Below are 17,180 nucleotides of genomic sequence, written 5' to 3'. Positions count from 1 at the left end.
CTCCGGTTTAAAAAAAATAAAAATGATGCTATCTCAGTCAGTGTTGGATGCATATGCGGTTTCGGCCGGTAGTGCCTTTCAGTTTTTAAAAACGACCACTGTAAAAGAACGTGCGGTTTTTATGCAGGCTGTTGCGGATCAGATCGAAGCCCTGGGCCCAGAGCTGCTGGATGCCGCGCACCGCGAAACGGCACTGCCGTTGCCAAGGCTTACCGGTGAAAAGGCCCGTACCGTTGGTCAGTGGCGCGCTTATGCCGATGCCGTTGCCAAAGGGTTATACGTAGAAGCCCGTATTGATACGGCCCACAAGGAAAAGGCAAAGAACGATATTCGCAAATACAGTATCGGGTTGGGCCCGGTGCTGGTTTTTGGCGCCGGCAATTTTCCGTTTGCCTTTTCTACGGCCGGGGGCGATACCGCCAGCGCTATCGGCGCGGGTTGCCCGGTACTGGTAAAAGCACATCCCGGACATCCGGAAACATCCCGGATCATGGCGGCGGCAATAACGGCCGTGGTTGAAGCATCCGGGTGGCCACCGGGGGTGTTTTCACATATTGACGGAGATGAAGTGGCTGGTACCGGTGAGCGTACGGGGGCCTACCTTACTGCACATCCACAGGTAAAGGCTGTAGGCTTTACAGGTTCTTACCAGGGAGGTAAAGCCTTGCTGGATATTGCCGGCCGCCGGGAGGAGCCCATTCCTGTTTTTGCAGAGATGGGAAGTATAAACCCTGTTTTTGTTTTTCCGCAGGCACTGGAACAAGGCGCCGAAGCGCTGGCTAAAGAATATATCGCGTCGCTTACATTGGGCACCGGGCAGTTTTGTACCAATCCCGGAATGGTTATTGGTGTTAAAAGCGCGGCATTGGACCGGTTTAAACAGACGTTGCGCACCGGTATCCGGGATATACTTCCTTCAGTGATGCTGAATGAGCACATTTATACGAATTTTGAAAAGCGTAAGACATTGCTGAGTGAGCAGCCGGAGATCCATATCTGGGCCGAGTCGGCCATACCGGCAACCGGCGGCCAGGGACGAGCAAGGGTGGTGGAAACCACGGCCGCCAGCTTTTTAACAAACCCTATATTGGGGGAAGAGGTATTTGGTCCTTTTGGCATCCTTATAGAAGCGGGCTCATGGGATGAAGTGGCGGCCGTTGCGGCACAGTTAAAGGGACAATTAACGGTTACGCTTGTTGCTACTGCGGCAGACATGGATGCATACAAAATGATTATTGAGCGGGTGAAGGATAAGGCCGGCCGGCTCTTGTTCAACGGCATGCCTACGGGTGTGGAAGTGGTGTATGCCATGCAGCATGGCGGCCCTTTCCCGGCCTCCACCGACGCACGGTTTACATCGGTGGGACCCGATGCGGTGAAACGCTTTGTACGGCCGGTAGCATTTCAGAACTGGCCGGAGGCCTATTTACCGGAAGAATTAAAAGATGAGAATGGATTGCAGATTTTGCGTATCGTTAACGGGCAGTTAACGATGGAAGATATATCATCAGGCGTTTGTATCTAAAAAGCTCATATGCGGAAAACATTTTTTTGTATCGATGCACATACCTGTGGCTGTGCGGTAAGATTGGTAGCTGGTGGCGCCCCGTTTCTCAACGGCAATTCCATGATGGAACGCCGGCTTCATTTTATGGAAACCTACGACTGGATCCGGAAAGGATTGATGTTTGAACCGCGTGGTCACGACATGATGAGCGGCAGTATCCTTTATCCGCCGGCCGATCCTGCAAATGATGTAGGGGTTTTATACATTGAAACCAGCGGATGTTTACCGATGTGCGGACATGGAACCATCGGAACAGTGACCATCGCCGTTGAAGAAGGATTGGTTACGCCAAAGGTTCCCGGGAAACTCCGGCTGGAGACACCTTCGGGCCTGGTGTTGATCGATTATATACAGGAAGGGAAAAAGGTAAAGTCGGTAAAGCTCACCAATGTAAAAGCATTTTTATATAAAGAGGGGCTTACGGTAGATTGTCCGGGGTTGGGCGAGATTGCAGCGGATGTGGCTTATGGCGGCAATTTTTATGCGATCGTGGACCCGCAAAAAAACTTTAAAGACATTGCTGATTTTACAGCGGCACAGCTGATCCATTATGGCAAGGTGATCCGGAAATTGCTGAATGAAAAATATGAATTCCTCCATCCGGAGGATCCGCATATCGGGGGACTGAGCCATATTCAGTGGACCGGCAAGCCTTTAAAAGCCGGTTCAACCGGAAGAAATGCCGTACTGGTGGGGGAGAATGCACTCGACCGTTCTCCCTGCGGTACCGGCACTTGTGCAAGAATGGCGCAATGGTATGCGAAGGGCAAACTCCGGAAGGGGGAAGATTTTATCCATGAAAGTTATATCGGGTCTCGGTTTACCGGCCGCATAGAGCAGGAAACCTCGATACTTGAAAAAGCAGCGATCATTCCCTCTGTGGAAGGTTGGGCGCAAATCACGGGCTATAACCAGATCATCATTGACGACGATGATCCATACAAAGAAGGATTCCAGGTGGTATAAATGAATCAAAACAAAAACGGATGCATCATAAAGGGAAAGTGATTATTGTGGGAGCGGGGATCGCCGGGCTATCGGCGGCCTATTACCTGCTGAAAGACGGATGGGAAGTACAGGTGCTGGAGAAAGGGGATGGTACCAACAACTGCTCTTATGGCAATGCCGGAATGATTGTACCCAGCCATTTTACCCCATTGGCTGCACCGGGCATTGTAGCACAGGGATTGAAATGGATGCTGAACAGTAAGAGCCCTTTTTATATCCGGCCTTCGCTGAATGTGTCACTGATCGATTGGGGACTCCGGTTTCTGCGGCATGCCAATGAAAAGCATGTACAACGGAATGGGGAAGCGATCCGGGATCTGAACCTGTACAGCAGCCGGTTGTATGATGAACTCGCTGCCGAAGAAGGATTCGGTTTTGAGCTCCGGCAAAACGGCATCCTGATGTTGTATCAGACCAAAGCCGTTCAGCAGGAGGAAATAGAACTGGCCGCGGCCGCCCGGCGGCTGGGTTTACATACCGAAGTGCTGGACCGGAGCGGCATACAGGCCTTAGAACCGGGCCTGGAAATAAATGCACTGGGTGGTGTATGGTACGCTTGCGACGGCATCCTGTACCCGCCCAAACTCATGCAGCAGCTTACCCGTTACCTGTTGGCCCGCGGCGTGGAGATCCGGTATCAAACGGAGGTCAGCGGCTTCCGGTTATCGGGCAGCAGGATCGCCGAAGTGATCACATCAAAAGGACATTACCACGCAGATGAGATCGTGATCGCCGGAGGTGCCGCATTGCCCAAACTGGCTTCCCGCCTGCAATTGAAGCTGCCGCTGATGCCGGGCAAGGGCTATTCCTTTATGCATGATCCTAACGGAACAAACACCCTGGTACATGGCACGTTGTTGCTGGAGGCAAGGGTTGCGGTAACGCCTATGCACGGGCAGATCCGTTTTAGTGGTACGATGGAATTGGGACCAGCCAATGACCGTGTCTATGAAAACCGTGTAAAAGGTATCGTGGAATCCATTCCCCGGTATTTTCCGGGTTTAAAGGTGCCCTATCCTGAAGATATATGGTTCGGTTACCGTCCCTGTCCGCCGGACGGATTACCCTACCTTGGAAGAACCCGGCAGTATAGCAACCTGAGTATCGCCGGTGGCGGTGGCATGATGGGGTTGAGCCTGGGACCGGCATTTGGTAAATCCATTGCAGACCTGTTGTCCGGAAAACCGGTGGCTACTGCAATTGAGGGGTTCAGCCCGGACCGGTTCTGATGTGTTATTACAGTTTATAATGGCTTCTTATGGCAGTGAGCACCTGGTTTATTCATTTGCCATGAAGTTCGTTCCGCATTGTGATCACGAGCAAAATTTTTATTTCCCTCCGGATGCTACCCGCAGCGGTGCAACCGATTCCCCGGGGCGGAACATACAATGCTGTGGGAGATTGGGTGCTGTGGCGGTTATGATCCTCCCAGCTGCTCCAATGCTTTTTGAGCCGGTCCGCTCAATACGGCACCTGTAACATCAAAACGGGAGCCGTGGCAGGGACAATCCCAGCTCCGCTCCGCATTGTTCCATTGTACCAGGCATCCTGCATGCGGGCATACAGGGTCCAGGGTAAAGATCTTACCCTGTGGATCTTTATATGCAGCGATCGATTGCCCGTCATATTTAACCACTTTTCCTTCCCCGGGGGCAAGGGCGGCCAATACTTCCAGGGTTTCTACCGATAGCCGGTCACCGATAAAATGCTTCACGACGTCGGCATTTTCTTTTATAAAATTGGTGAACCCGGCCACCGGTTTGATACGGGACGGGGCCAGCAGATCTGCATATGGGTTATCGACGCCGGTAATCAGATCCGATAGGATGCGACCCGCCAGTGTGCCAAAGATCATTCCATTTCCGCTATAACCGGTTGCCACATACAGATGATCGTCGTTGCCCGGAAGCAGGCCGATATAAGGCAGGCCATCCGCCGGTTCATAATATTGGGAAGACCACCGGTAAGGAACGGAACCGATGTTGAAATAGGATGCGGCATAGGCTTCCAGTTCGCGGAACACCTGTTCCGTGTTAACCTCATGACCGGTTTTATGGTCGCATCCGCCGATGATCAATAAAGGAGTTCCCTGGTACCGGGCCGTCCGGAAATAATGGTAGGGGTCTTCAATGTCATATACCAGGGCGTCGGGATAAGAGTTGTCTTTGAGCCGGATTCCCAACACATAGGAGCGATAGGGCGCACACCGGAAATGCAACAGGTTTACGCCGGGTGGAATATGTGTGGCATATACAATGTCGGTGGCGCGGTATACACCGGTTGTTGTGAATACTTCCCGGACGTTCTCTTTTTCTGCTACCTGCTGAACCATCGTCGCTTCCCTGATGGTTCCCCCTGCAGCCAGGAACTGATGGATCAAAGCAAACAGGTACTTCAAAGGGTGGAACTGGGCCTGTTCCGGAAACCGGATCGCTGTTGTAAAAGGCACCGGCACCGGGGTTGTAAGGCTGGGGGCGGCTTCAATGCCAACGGTAAGCATCCCTTCAAGCAGCGTTTCCAGTTCAGCATCTTCTTTTTTATTCTGGGCATACAGGTATCCTGTTTTTTCTTCAAAATCACAATCGATCTGATAATGCCGGATATGCGCTTTGATGAGGTGGATGGCTTCCTTGGCACCCTGTGCTATTAAAAGTGCATTGTTTGCTCCAAATTTTTTAATAAGCCCCGGATAGGTATTATCCAATACGGTGTTCAGATGTGCCGTTGTGGCTGAAGAAGTGCCAAAACAAACAGTATGCGCTTCAAGAATCAGGCATTTTTTACCGGCTCGCTGCAGCAGCAGGCCCGTTGTAATGCCGGTAATTCCTGCACCAACGATGATGACATCAAAGGGCACATTGCCGGTTTCTTTCTCCGGGATGCGGATGTTAAATCCATCCTGCCAAAGGGTAGTGGTAAAGGCATCTCTGTTCATAATACACGATTAAAATATGGTGAGAAGAAAATGGAATGTGGTAACAATGACCGCCGCATATACCAGGTGACCGGTAAAAATCACCACCAGGAAAAGCCGTACCGGAATCGCCGGCGGATGCGGATGCAGCCGGAGCGCAAGATACCAGGTAACAACCGCCACGATACCGATATTAAAGCCATATAACAGGCCGTTTATATAACCCTCGGGCAGCACCCCGCTGCCTGCCAGCCAGGCATAGAACAAGGTAAAAAGGATGCCGATAACATAATGCACGGCCGTACCCAACAGCAATACGGGCAGTCTTTGGGATGCTTTTCCGGAAGGGCTGGTGCTGGAGGTTAGTAAGGAACCGAGGATGCGTGGTACAGAAAAAGGGCTACCGGTGGCCATACCCGTTAAGCGGATGAACAGGGTCATCGCTAAAGTGCCCATGATGCCCGCGAGTATGCTGTCGAGTATGGTGAAAAGTGCCATTGCTTTGTGAGCACAGGAACTATGCCAGTGTGCGCTTTTTTGTGTTAAACGCAATCCCGGAGACCTGAATAGGATTCATTGCCAGCGGATATTAAAGCACAGGTGGCCATCGTTGCCGGCAATGCATCCGGGATTGAGAAAAAAAATCCCCATATCTTTCTTCCGGGCACCGTGTATATGCGCGGCAGCCGGATCGTGCTTCATGTAACTAAACGCAATAACCAAATCCTTTCTACAGGTATCTTGATTGGCTAATGAAAGGATGCTAACAGCCATTCAGGAAAAATTGCAACACATTGTGGCGGGGTAGCCCCTGCACGTGGTAGAAAAGGCCATGGAATAATCGCGCCCGGTTTTTGGTATTGATCATTTTACGGTGCGGTCTGTACTGCGTGTCCTTTTAAAGGATCAACCGGCCGTAGGCAATCCTCATGGCCGATAATTTGCATTCATAAAATAAATAAGGGCATCGTTAAAACACTCCGGATGTTGTTTGCAGTGCCAGGAATTTTTAATCTATAAAAACTTCAACATGGGCAATCATTCAGAAGGCGTTTCCGCTAAAACAATTGAACGGCAAACTGCAAAAATCCCACCGGATGTTTATTTATGGACAGCCGTGGCGGCAATGGTAACATCGCTTACATTAAAGATCTGTAAACAGGAACATCGGCACTTTTTATCGGGCAGTGGGTAGCTCCGTTTTTATTATCCGGAATTTATAATAAAATAGTAAAAACGCAGGGCTCCGATGCCACATCCGGGAAGGCATCATAAATAATGATTTTGTACAGACGTAATATCCGTTATTATGTTTCATCTGGTAAAAGAATCTGAGGCACCTGCCGAAGAAACGGTGCCGCCGGCGGAAATGGACCGGGAACCGGAGCTGCACATCGAGGTTCCGGATATAGAAGAAACATACGTTTGTAATGAAATGGATCGGGAGCCATCGCTACTACCGCCCGAACGTTTCTTGCAGGCTGGGCATGAGCCTTGTATTCAAACGGCCGGATGTTTTATGTATGCGGACCTGATACACCTGCTGGATACCGCTATTGGTTCAAATCCAGGAATTGGATTAAAACCGGTACCACAGACCGGTATAGCGTATCGCCAGGCGGCGAAGCTACCCGCTCACCAATATATGCGCCGTGACCTCCCGGGATAATGGTGGCCTGTCCATTGGGAACCAATTTAGCCATAGCCGTAATATGTTCCGGGCTGCCTACATCTGCATCTCCGTTAATAAAGAGTACGGGCGCCCTGATTGACCTGATTGCTGCATCGCTGAAATCGGTAAAGGTCTTCATCCGGTTGGCACACCGCTGAAACAGGTTCCGCAACTTAGCGGTATCCGGGGTTACTTGTAGAAAAGCATCTTTGTAAGGTTGTGGCATTTGTTCAAAGCGGGCGTGTTGCATCGCTTCCCAGAACTGCGGAGCCGTTCCGTTGCGTTTTAGCAGAACCGATCCGGCAATCACCTTCCTGCATAACTGCGGGTACCGGATGGCGATTTTAAGCGCCGTATTTCCCCCATTGCTAAATCCGAAAAAATCCGCTTTTTTTATAGAGAGATTATGCAACAATGCCGCTACATCATCGGCGTCCTGATCAAATGAAAGGCCCGTATCACGGTCTTCGGTGCGGCCATGCGCCTGCAATTCTACGCAGATCAGTTGCCGGTGCTGCGCCAGCAGGGGAATCACGCGTCCAAAAGTGGTTTGTATGGTGGAGCCGCCGCCGTGCAACAATACCAATGGAGCACCCTTGCCATAGATTTCATAATACATTTGAATCCCATTCACCCGCGCGTATCCTGCTTTACAAGGAATGGAATCGCGGACCAAGATGGGATTGTTTGCGCCGGTTGAAACACCCATCTGTGCAGTGTAGCACAGGAATAAGGCGGCGGGAAGCCATACCGGTTTCATAACTGTTGATTGAGACGGTTAAACATTTCGATCCAGCTTGGGAAGGCGCCGGTCGCTTTTGCAAGTGATGCCGCTACCGTCTGGTGCAGGGTCATTTCTGTTTGAGTTCCCAGCGGTTTAAATTGAAGGGTTACTACTGTTTTGGCCGGCCAGTCGGCAGGCATACCCACTGTTACCGGGTCTATGTCATTCCCGTTTGCATCGGTAACTTCTGCAGTAAAAACCAGTTTCCGGGGAGCATCCACTTCCAGGTAGGTGCCCTTGCACCAGCAATCGCCGTGCGACGGGTTGTGGATGCAGGAATGATACTGACCGCCTTTGCGGATATCGGCTTTTTTGAAAACGATCGTACAGCCATCAGGAGCATACCAGGCGGCCAGTTGCTTTGGATCCGTCCAGGCCCGGAAAACAGTTTCCGGATCTGCGTTAAATAGATGGGTGATCCATACCTCCTGTGAAACGGTTTCAGCGGGACTTTGTGCTTTTTCCATTTTTTGACTTTTGGGTTTTAACGGTTTCTAAATAACGATCCAGGGCGCCGAACCGGCCTTCCCAGAATTTTTTGTATTGCGTTGCCCAGGATGCCACTTCGCTTAGCTTGCTGAGTCTTGCCTCACAATACCGTTCCCGGCCTTCCTGCCGGATCACCAGGAGCCCGCATTCTGCAAGGATCTTTACATGTACCGAAACGGCCTGCCGGCTTACATCAAATTTTTCTGCAATGGCATTTACATTGAGCGTTTCCTGTGCCAGGAGGTCGATGATCTGCCTTCTGGTTGGGTCTGCTATTGCCTGGAAAACATCACGTCTGATAATCATAATGTGCAACTAAATGATTGCAAATATAAGTGCAATTATTTGATTGCGCAATTTTTTTTTGATGGGAGCATTATGCTATTCACCTTGTAGTTTCCGTCCATCTTGCGGTAACATTCAAACGCAAGGCGCGCGAGGAAAACGCGACGGGCGCGGGGGAGAGCGAATATTTGCGAAAGTATTTCCTGATGTCCTTTGCAGTTCCTGGCGCATCTTGTGGTAACAATTTAAACGCAAAGCGCGCGAGGAAAACGCGACGGGCGCTAAGCGTTTTCGAACACGATCTGTAGTTGCTTTAGCGGCCCTTGCGGATTCCTGGCGTACCCGGCGGCTTTGTTTTTACAGCGACGGGCGCGGGGGAGAGCGCATGTTTGCGAAACTATTTCCTGATGTCGCTTGCAGTTCCCGTGCATCTTGTGGTAATAATTCAAACGCAAAGCGCGCGAGGAAAACGCGATGGACGCTAGCGTTTTCGAATACGATCTGCGGTTGCTTTAGCGGCCCTTGCGGATTCCTGGCGTACCTGGCGGTTTTATTTTTGCCGCAAAGGGCGCGGGGGAGCGAACATTTTCGAAAATATTTCTCGCACACGTTGCGGTTTGCTACCGCGTATCCGTTTTCCGGATATCTTTTGCCTTATTAAAAATAGCCAAACAGCTTTCCAGTGGCTGCCCTTGCTTATAAATACAATCGCAGAAAGCCTCGCAGGCCTCCGGATTTTTACTGCCCGGGCATTGGTTCCGGGCTTCGGCTTCAGAATCGCCCGGCACTATTTCGTATAAATAGGAAGTACCAATAATAATAACAGCCAGTGCAACGATGCAGCCACCAAAAAATACAAGACGCAGACGCATGCCCAATGGTTTTTTAACGGGCCGTGGCGTTTCGGGCGGTTGCCTGAAGGGCAAAATATGTTTGATACGGTCATAATCCCATATCAGCAGATACAGGCAGGCCAATATCATAATCGTAACGATCCGTGTCCCATGAAAGCGGGTGGCATACGTCAGCACACCAATATTAACGATCACGCAAAAATACATCAGCGTGCCAAGCAGTGCGGTCCTTGGTATCAATATTAACAGGGCGATCACAACTTGGGTAACTCCAATAAACGTATAGTAGTGGCCTGTTGCCAACAGGGCGTCGAAGTAACGCCCCAACGGATTGTTATGGGATAAACCTTCAGCAAAACGCTGGCCCATTATTTTAACATAGCCAGACGGAAGAAAACTTGCGGCAAGGGCAATGCGGCAGAAAACGGCAAAGTTTTGAAACCATTTATCCGACTTTGCTTCACGGTATCGTTCTTCAATACTGTTCATACCGGGTATTAATGTTTAACCCTGAATTGTCGGGCAGATCTGCTTCAATGTTTGAGATAATTGATAATAAAGTATGCAGATCCTCCAACACTCAGGCCTTTTTACGAATGACTATTTTGCTGAAGACGTAATGAAGAATGAATGCGATGGCCGCCCAGTAGGCCGCAAACGCAAGCAATAAAACAGGAGGCGCCGGATCCGGATCTTTAGCCAGAAACGACAAGGGACCTATCAAAACAAATTTGACAGGGTATAGAACGGCAGCCAGGGTACGCTTCCAGCCTGTTGGTGACCCGGCTCCCGGGAACCACTCGCCGTTTGCAGGAAAAAGCCTGACCTCTGGTCCTAAAACCGAGTTCGTGATAAATTGAAAGACAAACGCCGAAACAAGAAAGATGAGGACGAATTTTGTTCTTGATATTTTCATTATATCGCGTTTTTACTATTATTGGAAAGTACTTTGTATTTCAAAGTTAATCGGATTATTTAGGATCGCAAAATTTTTCCCGCGGGTATACGGAGAATGAATAATTTTATACCAAAGGGCCGGTAATGGCGCCGGGTTTGCCACCGGCATCATTCAGGTGATAAAAATAAGAATATGAAAAAGGTAGTTGCCGCAATGAATATGACACTGGATGGGATTTGCGACCATACGGCCGGGATTCCGGATGAAGCGATGCACCAGCATTACGCCGAACTATTAAATGATGCAGACGTTGCTTTGTATGGCAGGATCACTTATCAATTGATGGAATACTGGCGCCCCTTTGTAAAGGAACCCACCGGTGAACAATCAATGGACGACTTTGCGGTGGCGATAGACCGCATTCCAAAAATTGTTTTTTCACATACCCTGAAGCATGTAGACTGGGAAACCGCATCGCTGGCAGACCAGGAAATTGAGCAGGTTGTTTCTACACTAAAACAATCGGGCAACGGCAATAACAAGAATATTTTGGTATGTAGCCCGAGTTTGATCGTAGCGCTGACGAAGCTACGCCTGATAGACGAATACCAGCTTTGTGTGCACCCTGTAATAGCAGGCGACGGTTTGCCCTTATTTAAAAATATCCATGAAAGAATGGTGCTTACACTTCTGAAGACAAAAACCTTTGATTCTGGCGGGGTGATCCTTTATTATAAGCCCATAAAAGAGAGCGGCACTTATGCATAACAAGGTTTTATAGTGGCGGATTAAAAACAACCACGGGAAATAAGGAAGCATTGTTGTAGCGACGGCCGGTTCGACACAAGCCGTTTTATATACGTTACAGGATCCTTTCAGATTAAATAAGGCCCTTTGTATAGGCAATCCGCAAGGCCTGCGCCCGGCTGTTAACATGCAGTTTCTGGTAGATACTGATACAATGTTTTTTTACGGTGTTGGGGCTGATGAATAATTTACTACCAATGTCTTTATACTCATATCCCTGGCTCAGCCATTCGAGGATTTCTTTTTCGCGCGCAGACAATTGAAAAATATCGGCTCCGGTTTCAGCTTTTCTAAGACCGGAAGCCGTTTGGCCCTGCACCATCTGCAGGATTTTATAAGCGATACTGGGTGAAATAGGCCCGGCCCCGCTTTCCCAAAGATTGATCAGCATATCGGCAATGACCGTACTACTTTCTTCCTTCAGCAGGTATCCGCAAGCCCCGGCCTTGATAGCATTAAAAATTTTCTCTTCATCATCAAAAATGGTTAGTACCACAAACCGGAGTTGTGGGTATAAAGAAGAAGCGGTAGCAATAGCAGTGATCCCGTTCACATGGGGCATCTCAAGATCCATTAATACAATGTGGGGATGATTTTCGGGCTCAATGACGGTCATTTGGTGTAAAAAATCTGCACCGTCTACGGCAGCTATAACGATCTGGAAGCATTTGTTTTCAGCCAGCTTCTCACTTACAATACGCCTGTTTGTTGCTTTGTCGTCAACTATTGCTACGCGGATCATACCTGTCTTTTTACAAAATTGGAACGCAATCGCTTTAAAAACAATACTCCATTTGGATGATTTAAACTTTTTAAACAGAAAGGCTTATCTCCGTTCCTTTCGATGCATTGGAGGATATCACTAGTCGGATGCCCGATGCTGCCGCACGCTGCTCCATGTTTTTTAACCCGTTGCTTTCTTCTTTCTGAGCCACCGCCGGGTTGAATCCAATGCCATTATCATGCAGAACAATTTTCCAATGATCGCTTTCTGTTGTTGAAGTTATTATAATTTCAGTTGCCCGGCTATGCCTTATGCTGTTATTGGATGCTTCCTGTATAATCATTAAAATATTCAGGGCGGTAGCCGGGGCAATCACAAAGTCGCGGGTTACATTACCGGTAGTGAGAAAAGTAATCCCCGGATAGCTTCGTTTCATCTGGCCCATAAAGTTTAATATTCTGAGCCACAATTGCTGTGCAGTCGTATCCGTGGTTTTGAGCGCCCAAAGCGTTTCCCGCAAAAAGAACAACATGTCTTTGGCTGTTTCGTTCATATGCGCCACAAGATTCGTGTCATTGATACGCTGCGCCTGTTTCAGCAATTCGCTGGTGTATAAAATAACATTCGCCTGCACACCCAGATTGTCATGTAGGTCGGCGGCGATCCGCTTGCGTTCTTTCTCTTCTGCGTCCTTTATGGCTGTTTTGCTTTTTTGTATCTGTTTTTTGCGATAGTCTTTAAATAGTACAAAAACGGCTGCAACTAAAAGTAAGATTGCGGCAGATATACCAATAATAACATTCTGCCGTCTTGCCAGCATTAAGTTTTGGTTGGCGATGGTTGTCTCTTTTTTCTGTACTTCATATTTTGTTTGAAGATCTGCCAGTGTTTCTGCAGCATTTACTTTATAAAAACGATCCTTTTCTGTAATGATTTTTTCGAGCTCCAATGCGTAGTTTTGGTAATCCGCTTTTTTCTTGTAACATTTCGCCAGCAGATTGTGTACATACATTTTTTGTATATCGGTACGGTTGCTGTCCAAAGACAAATGATGTTCCTTTTCATAAATGCTATCCTGTCGCAATCCCTCGGTCAAAACAGCGATCGCTTTGTCTGGTTTGTCCCAGTTCATATATATATTACCCAGGGCCATCAGGTTCCGGTTACTGGGGATGGAACCGTTCAGCTTTTTGTAAATTTCAAAACTCTGCAATACAGATCGTTCTGCCGCTTCAAACTCTTTTTTTGCGGTTTTTATGGACCCCATTTTTTGCAATCCATAGTATTGGAAATTTAAGTTTTCATTTTTTATACTATAGGCAATGCCTTTTCTTATGCAAAATTCTGCTGAGTCTAATTTGTCAATCCACCAATACTCTTCTCCAAGGTTCAGATAGATGCCCGCCAGTAAATTGTAGAAAGCGGGGGTGGGCGAAGTCCAGGACAAGGCCTCGTAGCTGTATTGTATAGCCTTATTTGTAAAATCCAAATCATAATTCCAGCAGGCGAGGCTATTATAGGCATTTCCTATAGCAATGGAATCATTATATAGCTCAGCTTCTTTAATGATTTTATAGGCAATAGCGGAAGCTTCCTGATAATGATCGCTGTAATTTACGCAGTCGATTTTAGCTTCATAAAGTTTAAAATAGAGCGCTTTGTTAGAAGGCGTAACACGAGGATATTTCTTTAATTCTACTTCGATGGTTTCCCGTGCCTCTTTCAGTTTTCCCTGCCGTATATATAAATGTACTTCTGCAAGTACCAGTTTCGATCCGGTCTTTTGATCATTTTTAATCTGGTTCAGCATTTTTGCCTGGCGGATATAGCCTGATAGCGTATCAACGGAGAGCGATTCTCTTTGATCAAGCAGATCCAACAGGGTACTTAATTTTTGCGCATCAGTAACACTATTCAATAGTCTGCTTTTATAAAGATCAATTTTCGTAGTCTGGCTTTTTAAACCCGGAGCAATGCACAATAATACCATTATGTAAAAAAAACGGATGGTCATTACAACAGTGTTTTAGTACGTCTCATGCAGCTCTTAAAGTTTAATTGAAAGATATGAAAGTTCGGGGGCAAAAAGTCCGCTGTATAGAGAATGTTTAAAAAACTATCCAGATGGAGTATTGTTCCATCACCAGTTACCAACCACTTTTGTAAAGCAAAATTGCGGGAATGGCGCTGCTTACAGTAAACCCCATCCGGCAGATTGTATCGTATGCAATCTGAAGGAATAGCGCGAAACCGCCACCAAAAATGTAAAAACTGAAAATATGCAGATGAAAAAGAATCCGTTTATATATTTAATCTTCGCCTACATTTACCTGCTGTCACCGGTAATCATACAGGCACAGATACCGCCTGCTGTACAGTGGCAAAAATCGCTCGGAGGCAGCGGAGATGACCGGGCGTATTGTATAAAGTCTTGTTCCGATGGAGGTTATATTGTAGCCGGCTCTTCTGGCTCAGCAGGTGCTGTAAACGGAGATGTGACCGGCAATCACGGGAGTCTGGATTATTGGGTTGTAAAACTAAAAAACGACGGAACAATCGATTGGCAAAAATCGCTCGGCGGCAGCGGGGCGGATATTGCAAGTGCTGTAGCGCCTTCCAATGATGGCGGTTATATTGTAGCCGGATATTCCAATTCCACAGACGGAGATGTGACCGGCAACCAGGGCGGGAACGATTACTGGGTGGTTAAATTAGATGCAGCTGGGAATATCGCATGGCAGAAATCGATGGGGGGATCCAAAACCGACAGGGCTCAATCTGTATTGGTGGTTTCAGACGGCTATATTGTAGCAGGTTACTCCCAATCAACAGACGGCGATGTAGGGGTTACCCAGGGCAGTTATGACGGCTGGGTGGTGAAACTGGATAACTCAGGAAACGTACTATGGAAGCAAAAAATGGGTGGTCCGGGTTGGGACGACATTTATTCTATACAAGCTACCGCCGACGGTGGCTTTATAGTGGCCGGCTCTTCTGAGTCCAAAACCGGTGATTTTGCCGGCAATCATGGGAGTGCAGATTACTGGATCGTAAAATTAGATACCAACGGCAATGTGGTGTGGCAGAAACTGCTGGGCGGCACCGGCGCAGAGTATGCCACGTTTATACAATGTACAGATGATGGAGGATATATCGTTTCAGGATATACCAACAGCGCTAATAGCGGCGATGTGGGCGCCAATCACGGCGGCATTGATTGCTGGATCATCAAATTGGACGGTATGGGCATAGTACAGTGGCAAAAAATGCTGGGTGGCCCTGGAAATGATAACGCCAATTGCGTGCAACCGGCAGCGGATGGCGGTTATATCATCGGAGGGTATTCCGCTGCGACAGGCGGCGATGTTACCAGTAATTACGGCGGCTTCGATTACTGGGTGATAAAATTAGATGCCACGGGTACGATGAAATGGCAGCAATCGATGGGCGGTACAGGAACGGATGATATTTATTTCATACACCCCGCGCCCGACGGCGGATATATAATTGCAGGCTATTCCAACTCTGCAAATGGTAATGTTTCCGACAACCACGGCAACAATGATTATTGGATTATAAAGCTGACCAGCGATCATGCCCTCCCGGTAACATTCGGCGATATCAGTGCCGCTATCAGCAACCATACGCTGCATGTCCATTTTACCTGTCTGCTGGAAAAAAACAGCGACCGGTTTATTATTGAGGCCTCCACAAATGGAACGGATTTCAGAGCAATTGGTACGGTACCGACAGTTGCGATGGATGGGAACGCCAATATGCCCACACATTATAGTCTGGATTTTAATGCCGGCAGCCTCGGGCTGGCAGGCATTGGCCTGTTTGGGGTTTTATTATTGACTTATAGGAGGAACAGGTACCTGATTGTGGTAGTGATCACCTGCCTGATAGTGTCCTGCATCAAAAAAGGCAGCGCACTTCAGCCGGCCCCCTTTGATAAAATGTACCTACGAATTGTTCAGGTTGATAAAAACGGGGAAAAGATGTATAGCCGGATCGTACGGGCCGTAGCCGAATAGTTGTGCAATAGGGAACAGGCAGGAATTCGCCGTTTGTTTTAAACAAAAAGGTTGCAGGCAGATCGCTTACAACCTTTTTTCGTGCCTGGTACTGAAAGGGCTGCTCCAGGTATGAATTAGCCAAGCATAAGGAGTGTCAATAGAAGTCGGCATGCGGTTTAGTACCTTGTCCAAACATGTTGTGCTGTATTATTGAGTGTCATTATAAACGTCTGCAGGATACAACCTGTATGGTGAAAAACGGATCTTTCCCCGGCCCCTGATCTGATAGATGCTTGGATCTTCTCTTCATGGCCTGTTCTGTTACTCCGCTGGTATAAACGCCATTTTAGTAGTTGTATAAGATCAAATGCCGGGCGTTTGTTCTTTCATCGTGCAAAAAAAATAGTTGCTTTTTGCTGCATAAAGTAATTGTGAAGCCCCCGGCGCCGTAAGTTTGTACGAAATGTCCGCAGAAAAGGCCAATATCGAATATGACATGCTTTGCCGGTTGAAGAACGGTGAAGAGGGCGCTTTTCTTTGGCTTTACGATAGCTATCACGTCCTTCTCTATAATTATATCTTCCATTTTGTTAAATCGGTGCCGGTGGCGGAAGATCTTTTACAGGATGTCTTTATCAAAATCTGGCGGGCCCGGGAACGTATCGATCCCGTACGGGGCGCAAAAGCGTACTGTTACCGGGTGGCCAGGAACGCGGTATATAGTTTCCTTAGCTCCATGGCCCGGCAAAAGGAACTGGAGGCGGAGTTTTTAAATGTGAGCGGCGTACTTTCCGCTCCTGATCATTTGTCGGAGACCGAGCAGGAGCAGCTCGAAATGCTGCTCTACAATACAATAAACGATTTGCCCGAAAAGCGTAAAATAGTATTCAGGTCATGCCGGATAGAAGGAAAGAGCTATGATGAAGTGGCAGATCAGCTGGGGATTTCCCGGAACACAGTAAAAGAACACCTGGTGCTGGCTATAAAGTTTATCAAAAAAAGAATGGAAGAACAGCTGCGGGAAAAACCTATTTTATTGATTTTGAGCCTGCTACTGCGGTTTTAATGGCAAACAATTGCAGGTACAGTTTAAAAAATAAAAAAAACCGGCGAAACACCCACCCATTTTCTTTTTTCCAGGTATTATATATAAAGCGAT

The 17,180-nt window shown here is 48.0% G+C and carries 16 protein-coding genes; 7 read left to right on the top strand and 9 right to left on the bottom strand.

What is annotated here, in order from left to right; translation table 11 throughout:
* Nucleotides 1-22 precede the first annotated feature (22 nt).
* Genes LQ567_RS03590 through LQ567_RS03580 form a run of 3 tightly spaced genes read left to right on the top strand, consistent with a single transcriptional unit; the run spans nt 23 to nt 3,804 of the window.
* Nucleotides 23-1,525, top strand: a complete 1,503-nt coding sequence (locus LQ567_RS03590) for an aldehyde dehydrogenase (NADP(+)) (RefSeq protein WP_231002730.1) — start codon at nt 23-25, stop codon at nt 1,523-1,525.
* Between the two features lie 9 nt (nt 1,526-1,534).
* Nucleotides 1,535-2,533 (top strand): 4-hydroxyproline epimerase, encoded by a 999-nt coding sequence (locus tag LQ567_RS03585; RefSeq protein ID WP_231002729.1) that lies wholly within the window; start codon nt 1,535-1,537, stop codon nt 2,531-2,533.
* A 20-nt stretch (nt 2,534-2,553) separates the two neighbouring features.
* Nucleotides 2,554-3,804: an NAD(P)/FAD-dependent oxidoreductase gene (locus tag LQ567_RS03580; protein ID WP_231002728.1), complete on the top strand. Its 1,251-nt coding sequence runs from the start codon at nt 2,554-2,556 to the stop codon at nt 3,802-3,804.
* A gap of 188 nt (nt 3,805-3,992) precedes the next feature.
* Here the strand turns inward: LQ567_RS03580 and LQ567_RS03575 are convergent, their stop codons facing one another.
* Nucleotides 3,993-5,510, bottom strand: a complete 1,518-nt coding sequence (locus tag LQ567_RS03575) for an FAD-dependent oxidoreductase (protein ID WP_231002727.1) — start codon at nt 5,508-5,510, stop codon at nt 3,993-3,995.
* A 9-nt stretch (nt 5,511-5,519) separates the two neighbouring features.
* Complete coding sequence (locus LQ567_RS03570) at nt 5,520-5,987, bottom strand: hypothetical protein (protein WP_231002726.1); 468 nt, start codon at nt 5,985-5,987, stop codon at nt 5,520-5,522.
* Nucleotides 5,988-6,519: 532 nt separating this feature from the next.
* Between LQ567_RS03570 and LQ567_RS03565 the strand changes: the two genes are divergently transcribed.
* Nucleotides 6,520-6,684 carry a hypothetical protein gene (locus LQ567_RS03565; RefSeq protein ID WP_231002725.1) on the top strand — a complete coding sequence of 55 codons (165 nt, stop codon included), beginning with the start codon at nt 6,520-6,522 and terminating at the stop codon, nt 6,682-6,684.
* A 358-nt stretch (nt 6,685-7,042) separates the two neighbouring features.
* On the opposite strand, the gene LQ567_RS03560 is transcribed toward LQ567_RS03565, so the two are convergent.
* The 5 genes from LQ567_RS03560 to LQ567_RS03540 all read right to left on the bottom strand — a co-directional run bounded on the left by LQ567_RS03560 (nt 7,043) and on the right by LQ567_RS03540 (nt 10,489).
* Nucleotides 7,043-7,921 (bottom strand): alpha/beta fold hydrolase, encoded by an 879-nt coding sequence (locus LQ567_RS03560; RefSeq protein ID WP_231002724.1) that lies wholly within the window; start codon nt 7,919-7,921, stop codon nt 7,043-7,045.
* Nucleotides 7,918-8,412, bottom strand: a complete 495-nt coding sequence (locus LQ567_RS03555) for an SRPBCC family protein (protein ID WP_231002723.1) — start codon at nt 8,410-8,412, stop codon at nt 7,918-7,920. The genes LQ567_RS03560 and LQ567_RS03555 overlap by 4 nt, the downstream gene beginning before the upstream one ends.
* Nucleotides 8,387-8,740, bottom strand: coding sequence for an ArsR/SmtB family transcription factor (locus LQ567_RS03550; protein ID WP_262909532.1), 354 nt, complete (start codon nt 8,738-8,740; stop codon nt 8,387-8,389). Before LQ567_RS03550 ends, LQ567_RS03555 begins: the two co-directional genes overlap by 26 nt.
* Before the next feature lie 599 nt (nt 8,741-9,339).
* A complete protein-coding gene (locus LQ567_RS03545) occupies nt 9,340-10,062 on the bottom strand; it encodes a hypothetical protein (RefSeq protein ID WP_231002722.1) in 723 nt (240 codons plus the stop codon).
* A gap of 91 nt (nt 10,063-10,153) precedes the next feature.
* Entirely contained in the window at nt 10,154-10,489 is a 336-nt protein-coding gene (locus LQ567_RS03540; RefSeq protein WP_231002721.1) for a hypothetical protein, read from the bottom strand.
* A gap of 174 nt (nt 10,490-10,663) precedes the next feature.
* Here LQ567_RS03540 and LQ567_RS03535 point away from each other — a divergent pair, with 174 nt between their 5' ends.
* On the top strand, nt 10,664-11,239 hold the full coding sequence (locus LQ567_RS03535) for a dihydrofolate reductase family protein (protein ID WP_231002720.1): 576 nt from the start codon (nt 10,664-10,666) through the stop codon (nt 11,237-11,239).
* 112 nt (nt 11,240-11,351) lie between these two features.
* Here the strand turns inward: LQ567_RS03535 and LQ567_RS03530 are convergent, their stop codons facing one another.
* Together LQ567_RS03530 and LQ567_RS03525 are read right to left on the bottom strand one after the other, a co-directional pair.
* Nucleotides 11,352-12,020, bottom strand: a complete 669-nt coding sequence (locus LQ567_RS03530; protein WP_231002719.1) for a LuxR C-terminal-related transcriptional regulator — start codon at nt 12,018-12,020, stop codon at nt 11,352-11,354.
* Between the two features lie 70 nt (nt 12,021-12,090).
* Nucleotides 12,091-13,920, bottom strand: coding sequence for a tetratricopeptide repeat-containing sensor histidine kinase (locus LQ567_RS03525; RefSeq protein WP_231002718.1), 1,830 nt, complete (start codon nt 13,918-13,920; stop codon nt 12,091-12,093).
* Between the two features lie 367 nt (nt 13,921-14,287).
* Between LQ567_RS03525 and LQ567_RS03520 the strand changes: the two genes are divergently transcribed.
* Both LQ567_RS03520 and LQ567_RS03515 read left to right on the top strand, forming a co-directional pair.
* Entirely contained in the window at nt 14,288-16,039 is a 1,752-nt protein-coding gene (locus LQ567_RS03520) for a PQQ-binding-like beta-propeller repeat protein (protein WP_231002717.1), read from the top strand.
* Between the two features lie 445 nt (nt 16,040-16,484).
* Complete coding sequence (locus LQ567_RS03515) at nt 16,485-17,087, top strand: RNA polymerase sigma factor (protein ID WP_231002716.1); 603 nt, start codon at nt 16,485-16,487, stop codon at nt 17,085-17,087.
* Nucleotides 17,088-17,180: the final 93 nt, after the last annotated feature.

The sequence above is a fragment of the Niabella pedocola genome, assembly GCF_021044425.1.
Classification (GTDB): Bacteria; Bacteroidota; Bacteroidia; order Chitinophagales; family Chitinophagaceae; genus Niabella; species Niabella pedocola.
Note: the sequence above shows the minus strand (reverse complement) of the source record. Positions and strands in the feature narration are given on the sequence as shown.

Excerpts from the sequence above, each read along its gene's own strand:
- LQ567_RS03560 (WP_231002724.1), bottom strand. The coding sequence starts at position 7,921 with ATGAAACCGGTATGGCTTCCCGCCGCCTTATTCCTGTGCTACACTGCA.
- LQ567_RS03540 (WP_231002721.1), bottom strand. The coding sequence starts at position 10,489 with ATGAAAATATCAAGAACAAAATTCGTCCTCATCTTTCTTGTTTCGGCG.
- LQ567_RS03545 (WP_231002722.1), bottom strand. The coding sequence starts at position 10,062 with ATGAACAGTATTGAAGAACGATACCGTGAAGCAAAGTCGGATAAATGG.
- LQ567_RS03580 (WP_231002728.1), top strand. The coding sequence starts at position 2,554 with ATGCATCATAAAGGGAAAGTGATTATTGTGGGAGCGGGGATCGCCGGG.
- LQ567_RS03530 (WP_231002719.1), bottom strand. The coding sequence starts at position 12,020 with ATGATCCGCGTAGCAATAGTTGACGACAAAGCAACAAACAGGCGTATT.
- LQ567_RS03535 (WP_231002720.1), top strand. The coding sequence starts at position 10,664 with ATGAAAAAGGTAGTTGCCGCAATGAATATGACACTGGATGGGATTTGC.
- LQ567_RS03575 (WP_231002727.1), bottom strand. The coding sequence starts at position 5,510 with ATGAACAGAGATGCCTTTACCACTACCCTTTGGCAGGATGGATTTAAC.
- LQ567_RS03590 (WP_231002730.1), top strand. The coding sequence starts at position 23 with ATGATGCTATCTCAGTCAGTGTTGGATGCATATGCGGTTTCGGCCGGT.
- LQ567_RS03550 (WP_262909532.1), bottom strand. The coding sequence starts at position 8,740 with ATGATTATCAGACGTGATGTTTTCCAGGCAATAGCAGACCCAACCAGA.
- LQ567_RS03515 (WP_231002716.1), top strand. The coding sequence starts at position 16,485 with ATGTCCGCAGAAAAGGCCAATATCGAATATGACATGCTTTGCCGGTTG.
- LQ567_RS03565 (WP_231002725.1), top strand. The coding sequence starts at position 6,520 with ATGGGCAATCATTCAGAAGGCGTTTCCGCTAAAACAATTGAACGGCAA.
- LQ567_RS03520 (WP_231002717.1), top strand. The coding sequence starts at position 14,288 with ATGAAAAAGAATCCGTTTATATATTTAATCTTCGCCTACATTTACCTG.
- LQ567_RS03555 (WP_231002723.1), bottom strand. The coding sequence starts at position 8,412 with ATGGAAAAAGCACAAAGTCCCGCTGAAACCGTTTCACAGGAGGTATGG.
- LQ567_RS03570 (WP_231002726.1), bottom strand. The coding sequence starts at position 5,987 with ATGGCACTTTTCACCATACTCGACAGCATACTCGCGGGCATCATGGGC.
- LQ567_RS03585 (WP_231002729.1), top strand. The coding sequence starts at position 1,535 with ATGCGGAAAACATTTTTTTGTATCGATGCACATACCTGTGGCTGTGCG.